The organism is Xanthomonas sp. SHU 199 (assembly GCF_000364665.1).
Classification (GTDB): domain Bacteria; phylum Pseudomonadota; class Gammaproteobacteria; order Xanthomonadales; family Xanthomonadaceae; genus Xanthomonas_A; species Xanthomonas_A sontii.
Map to the genome: position 1 here is coordinate 1 of NZ_AQOI01000124.1, position 5288 is coordinate 5288.

Annotated in this window: 6 protein-coding genes; 1 reads left to right on the plus strand and 5 read right to left on the minus strand. The window is 69.9% G+C overall.

The features are described from left to right. Window positions 1–148: 148 nt before the first annotated feature. From D183_RS0105865 to D183_RS0105880, 4 genes are all read right to left on the minus strand, one after another. Complete coding sequence (locus D183_RS0105865; protein ID WP_017908184.1) at window positions 149–715, minus strand: hypothetical protein; 567 nt, start codon at window positions 713–715, stop codon at window positions 149–151. After that, window positions 712–1698, minus strand: a complete 987-nt coding sequence (locus D183_RS0105870) for a PhoH family protein (RefSeq protein WP_017908185.1) — start codon at window positions 1696–1698, stop codon at window positions 712–714. Before D183_RS0105870 ends, D183_RS0105865 begins: the two co-directional genes overlap by 4 nt. A gap of 356 nt (window positions 1699–2054) precedes the next feature. Beyond that, window positions 2055–2498, minus strand: a complete 444-nt coding sequence (locus tag D183_RS0105875) for an ACT domain-containing protein (RefSeq protein ID WP_017908186.1) — start codon at window positions 2496–2498, stop codon at window positions 2055–2057. After that, a complete protein-coding gene (locus D183_RS0105880) occupies window positions 2495–2992 on the minus strand; it encodes an OsmC family protein (protein ID WP_017908187.1) in 498 nt (165 codons plus the stop codon). The genes D183_RS0105875 and D183_RS0105880 overlap by 4 nt, the downstream gene beginning before the upstream one ends. 71 nt (window positions 2993–3063) lie before the next feature. Here D183_RS0105880 and D183_RS0105885 point away from each other — a divergent pair, with 71 nt between their 5' ends. Beyond that, complete coding sequence (locus tag D183_RS0105885; RefSeq protein WP_017908188.1) at window positions 3064–3729, plus strand: ArsR/SmtB family transcription factor; 666 nt, start codon at window positions 3064–3066, stop codon at window positions 3727–3729. Between the two features lie 17 nt (window positions 3730–3746). Here D183_RS0105885 and miaB read toward each other — a convergent pair whose 3' ends face one another. Beyond that, window positions 3747–5171: a tRNA (N6-isopentenyl adenosine(37)-C2)-methylthiotransferase MiaB gene (miaB, locus tag D183_RS0105890; RefSeq protein ID WP_017908189.1), complete on the minus strand. Its 1425-nt coding sequence runs from the start codon at window positions 5169–5171 to the stop codon at window positions 3747–3749. Between the last annotated feature and the right edge of the window lie 117 nt (window positions 5172–5288).

Genomic DNA, 5288 nt, shown 5'->3' on the forward strand with positions numbered 1-5288 from the left:
ATCGGCCAGAGCAGACAGGCGAACGACGACGATCGCTGGAACATGGCACCTCCCCGTGCACGGCAGCAGCATCGCAGTGTACGTCGGTCACTGCCGTGTGGTGCGTGCGATTGCTACGAAGCGCCGCGACAGGCGCGCAGCAGCAGGCTCAGGTCACGCATGCGACCAGGAACAGCAGCGGGATCTTTTCGTCGTCGACGCGGTAGGCCAGGCTGCCCATCGGGCCTCGCTGGCATTGCGGATTGTCGCGGCGGATGTCCACCGTGGTGGCGAAGCGCCCCGACGTGGGCAGCCACACCGCGGCCTGGCCGTGTTCGAGCAGTTGGCCGACGAGGTAGAAACTGTCCGCTGGCACCTTTGCGTAGGCCAGCGCATTGCAGCCGAAGCGGTCGCGCGTCACGCCGGCGCCTTCGGCCGCATCCAGCAGCGCCTGCGCCCTGGTGCCGGCGATCCAGGCCAGGCGTTGCGCTTCGTTGCCGTGCGGCGCAGTCGGCGAAGTACGGGCGATCGCCGCGGCGCGCTCGAGCACATCGCGCTGCAGGCCGATGCTCGCGGTGTCCTGCACGATCGACACGCACGGCGCGGTCAGCGATTGCGCCAGGGCGACGCGCTGCGGCGCCGGATCCTGCGCTGGCGGCGGATCCTGCGGCTGGCCGTTGGCGCCGCCGGCCGCGCAAAGCAGCGCTGCCAGCAGGCCGGGCCAGGGCCGGATCATGCGGAAGGGCCGCTGGCGCGGTCGACCACGTCGCGCTTCTCGTAGGCGTTGACGATGCGCGCCACCAGCGGATGCCGGACCACGTCGCGCGCCTCGAAGAAGGTGAAGCTGACCCCGTCCACCTCGTGCAGCACCTCGACGGCATCGCGCAAGCCGGACTTGACGTGCTTGGGCAGGTCGATCTGGGTCAGGTCGCCGGTGACCACCGCGGTGCTGCCGAAGCCGAGGCGGGTCAGGAACATCTTCATCTGCTCGATGGTGGTGTTCTGCGCTTCGTCCAGGATCACGTAGGCGTCGTTGAGGGTGCGTCCGCGCATGTACGCCAGCGGCGCGATCTCGATGACGTTCTTCTCCAGCAGCTTGACCACCTTCTCCACGCCCAGCATCTCGTACAGCGCGTCGTACAGCGGGCGCAGGTAGGGGTCGACCTTCTGAGTGAGGTCGCCGGGCAGGAAGCCCAGCTTCTCGCCGGCCTCCACCGCCGGGCGCACCAGGATCAGCCGCTGTACCCGCGATTCGTTCAGCGCTTCCACCGCGCTGGCCACGGCCAGGAAGGTCTTGCCGGTGCCGGCGGGGCCGATGCCGAAGTTGATGTCGTGGGTGGCGATCTGGTGCAGGTACTTGGCCTGGTTGGCGCCGCGGCCGCGCACCGTGCCGCGCCTGACCTTGATCGCCACGTCCTGCGGCTGGTACGCGCGCTGCGTCACCTGGTCGACATTGGACTGGTTGAGCCGCAGGTGGATTTCCTGGTCGTCGAAGGCGACGTGGTCGGCCTCGGCGTACAGCGCCTGCAGCAGCCGCTCGGCCGCCGCCACCGCGTGCTCCGGCCCGGTCACCCGGTACACGTTGCCGCGGTTGGAGATCTCCACGCCCAGGCGCAGTTCGATCTGCCGCAGGTGCGCATCGAACGGGCCGGCCAGGTTGGCCAGGCGCTCGGTGTCGGCGGGATCCAGGGTGAAGTCGCGTTGCGCGGGGGTGGTCATGGCGGGCGCGCGCCGCCGGCGGCGACGTCGAAAAAAAGAGGGGCGCAAAGGGTAGCGCGCGGCGCGTAGCCGGGCCAGTGAAGGGCGCGCGGCGGCGACGTCGGCGTCGGCCCGCCGGTGCGGTCGAGGTACGCCTTGCGGATCTGCAGGCGCACGTGCCCCGCCACCGCCCCGACCTACGCGTCGCGGCAATGGCAACGTTGTCCACAATGCATGTGGATCGATTGTCCAGAAGCCTGTGGACAACCGCGCGAACGCCTTGCCACGCAAGGCGCCGCCCTGTGCTGGCGAAAAAATCGCACCCGTGCGGCCGGCGATGCATCCGTGGTAACGGCGTTCGTCTTTTCCGGGATCGGTTATGACGTGCCTTGGCGGCGATCACCATCGCCAGCGCCGTCTAAACACCGCGCGCCGCGCGCCCGCATCCAGGCGTCCGCAATCGCGCGTGCACCGGCGGGGTCGTCCACGACCAGGATCAGGTGCCCGTGGTGGTCGCTGTACTGCACGGCGATGTTGATGCCGGCGGCGCCGAGCATGCCGGTCAGCAGGCCGAGCTGTCCCGGCGTGTCCTGGTCCAGGCGCAGGCTCACCACCGGGTGTTCGGCGGCCACGTGGAAACCGTGCGCGCGCAAGGTCTCGCTTGCCGGTGCGGCGGCATCGAACAGGAAGTGCGCGACCGCGCGCCCGTCCACGCGCCACACGCCGCCGCCTTCGATGCTGATGCCGGTCGCGCCGAGTGCCTGGGCCATGGCGGACAGGGCGCCGGGGCGGTCTTCGAGGTGGATTTCGACGTCCTTCATCGCGCGGCCTCCGGCGGCTCGCCCGGGCGCACGATCGTCGCCTCGCAACGCACCGGCATGGCGCAGCTGTTGGCGATGAAGCACTGCGCGTGGGCCTGTGCGTGCAAGGCCTGTGCGCGGTGCGCGTCGCTGTCCGCCGCGATGGTCACGCGCGGCGCCAGCGCCACCTCGCGAAAGCGTCCGCCGTGGCCGGGGCGCATCTCCAGCCAGCCCTGGGCCTGGTCCTCGTAGGCCAGCACCTGGATGCCGGCATGCGCGCACAGGGCCAGGTAGGTGAGCATGTGGCAGGCGGCGAGAGCGCCGACGAACAGGTCTTCCGGATTGTGCAGCGCCGGGTCGCCGAGGAAGAGCGGGTCGGCGCTGCCTGGCAGTGCCGCCTTGCCGGGAATCTGCAGCGTGTAGTCGCGGCCATAGTGGCTGTAGTCGGCGGTGCCGTTGCCGCGGTTGCCGGTCCAGCGCAACTGCGAAGCGTAGTGGTGCAGCGTGTCGGTCATGCGTCTGCCTCGTGTGGGGAGCAGGCAAGGTAGGCGCCAGCGTGGCGGCATGCTTCGTCTAGAATCGAAGCATGAGCGAGGACACCCTGCTTGCACGTGCCGCCTTTCTGCTCGGCGACCCGGCGCGCAGTCGCATGCTGGCGGCGTTGATGAGCGGACAGGCGCGCACTGCCAGCGAACTGGCGCTGGACGGCGCGGTGGCGCCGTCGACTGCGAGCCGGCACTTGTCGCAACTGGTCGACGCCGGCTTGCTTGCGGTGGCCCGCCAAGGGCGGCACCGCTATTTCCGTCTGGCCGGCGCAGACGTCGCCGCGGCGGTGGAGGCGATGATGGGACTGGCGCCGCCGCCGATGACGCGGCGGGTCGGCCCGGCGGATCCCGGTCTGCGCCGGGCGCGGGTGTGCTACGACCACCTTGCCGGCGAATTGGCGATCCGCTGGCGCCAGCAGATGGAAGCGCGCGGGCATCTGCTGTGCAGCGACGGCATGGCCCTGAGCGCATCCGGTGCCGCCTGGTGCGCGGCGATCGGCATCGACGTGGTGGCGCTGCGTGCGTCGCGGCGGCCAGTGTGCCGGCCGTGCCTGGACTGGAGCGAGCGCCGCGACCATGTCGCCGGTGCGCTGGGCAGCGCCGTGCTCCGGTATCTCCTCGACACCGGCCTGGCCCGGCGCGTGCCGGATTCGCGGGTGGTGCAGATCGGCCCGCGCGGCGAGCGCTTCCTCAGCGCGCTCGACTAGCGCGCGCCCGGCGCCGCTCAGGCCGCGGCGTCGTCCTCGGCCAGGTGCAGGCGGCCGCGCAGCGAATTGCTCAGCGCCTCGGTGATCGTCACCTCGACGAACTGGCCGATCAGGCGCGGATGGCCGGGGAAGTTCACCGAGCGCATGTTCTCGGTCTTGCCGGTCAGCTCGGCCGGGTTCTTCTTCGACGGCCCTTCCACCAGCACGGTCTGCACGCTGCCGATCATGCTCTGCGAGATCTGCTGCGCATGCGCGTTGATGTGCGCCTGCAGCCGCGCCAGCCGCGCATGCTTGACCGCCTCGGGCGTGTCATCTTCCAGGTCGGCGGCGGGCGTGCCCGGGCGCCGCGAATAGATGAAGGAAAAGCTCTGATCGAAACCCACGTCCTCGATCAGCTTCATGGTCTTGTCGAAGTCGGCGTCGGTCTCGCCGGGGAAGCCGACGATGAAGTCGGAGCTGATCGAGATGTCCGGGCGTACCGCGCGCAGCTTGCGGATCTTCTGCTTGAACTCCAGCGCGGTGTAGCCGCGCTTCATCGCGCTGAGGATGCGGTCGCTGCCGGCCTGCACCGGCAGGTGCAGGTAGTTGGCCAGCTGCGGCACGTCGCGGTAGGCCTCCACCAGTGAGTCGCTGAATTCCAGCGGATGCGAGGTGGTGAAGCGGATGCGGCCGATCCCCTCGATCTGCGCGATGCTGCGGATCAGCAGGCCCAGGTCGGCGTGCTGCGTCTCCTCGCCGGCCTCGGCGTCGGCATAGGGCCCGCGGTAGGCGTTGACGTTCTGGCCGAGCAGGTTGATCTCGCGCACGCCCTGCGCGGCCAGTTGCGCCACTTCCACCAGCACGTCCTCGAACGGCCGGCTGATCTCCTCGCCGCGGGTGTAGGGCACCACGCAGAACGAGCAGTACTTGGAACAGCCTTCCATGATCGACACGAAGGCCGAGGGGCCTTCGGCGCGCGGCTCCGGCAGGCGGTCGAACTTCTCGACCTCGGGGAAGCTGATGTCCACCTGCGACTTGCCCGATTCGCGGCGCGCGCGGATCAGCTCCGGCAGCCGGTGCAGGGTCTGCGGGCCGAACACCAGGTCCACGTAGGGCGCGCGCTTGACGATGGCTTCGCCTTCCTGCGAGGCCACGCAGCCGCCGACGCCGATGATCACCGGCTTGCCGCCGGTCTTCAGCGCCTTCCAGCGGCCGAGCTGGCTGAATACCTTCTCCTGCGCCTTCTCGCGGATCGAGCAGGTGTTGACCAGGACCACGTCCGCTTCTTCGGGGTTGTCGGTCAACTCCAGGCCCTCGGAAGCGGCGAGCACGTCGGCCATCTTGGCCGAGTCGTACTCGTTCATCTGGCAACCGTGGGTCTTGATGTAGAGCTTGCCGCGCACCGGCGCGGGTGCGGCGGCGGTGCCGGCGGAGGGCAGGGGATGCAGGACGGTCCCGGGCATGGCGCTTAATCCAGGCGGGTGGAAAGGAAGCCGGCTAGTTTACCCCTGCCTGCGCGCCAGCGCAGGACGCTAGCCCGCGGCGGCATCCACCGCCAGCGCGCGCTGCACCGCCGGCCA

Excerpts from the sequence above, each read along its gene's own strand:
- D183_RS0105865 (WP_017908184.1), bottom strand. The coding sequence starts at position 715 with ATGATCCGGCCCTGGCCCGGCCTGCTGGCAGCGCTGCTTTGCGCGGCC.
- D183_RS0105870 (WP_017908185.1), bottom strand. The coding sequence starts at position 1,698 with ATGACCACCCCCGCGCAACGCGACTTCACCCTGGATCCCGCCGACACC.
- D183_RS0105875 (WP_017908186.1), bottom strand. The coding sequence starts at position 2,498 with ATGAAGGACGTCGAAATCCACCTCGAAGACCGCCCCGGCGCCCTGTCC.
- D183_RS0105880 (WP_017908187.1), bottom strand. The coding sequence starts at position 2,992 with ATGACCGACACGCTGCACCACTACGCTTCGCAGTTGCGCTGGACCGGC.
- D183_RS0105885 (WP_017908188.1), top strand. The coding sequence starts at position 3,064 with ATGAGCGAGGACACCCTGCTTGCACGTGCCGCCTTTCTGCTCGGCGAC.
- miaB (WP_017908189.1), bottom strand. The coding sequence starts at position 5,171 with ATGCCCGGGACCGTCCTGCATCCCCTGCCCTCCGCCGGCACCGCCGCC.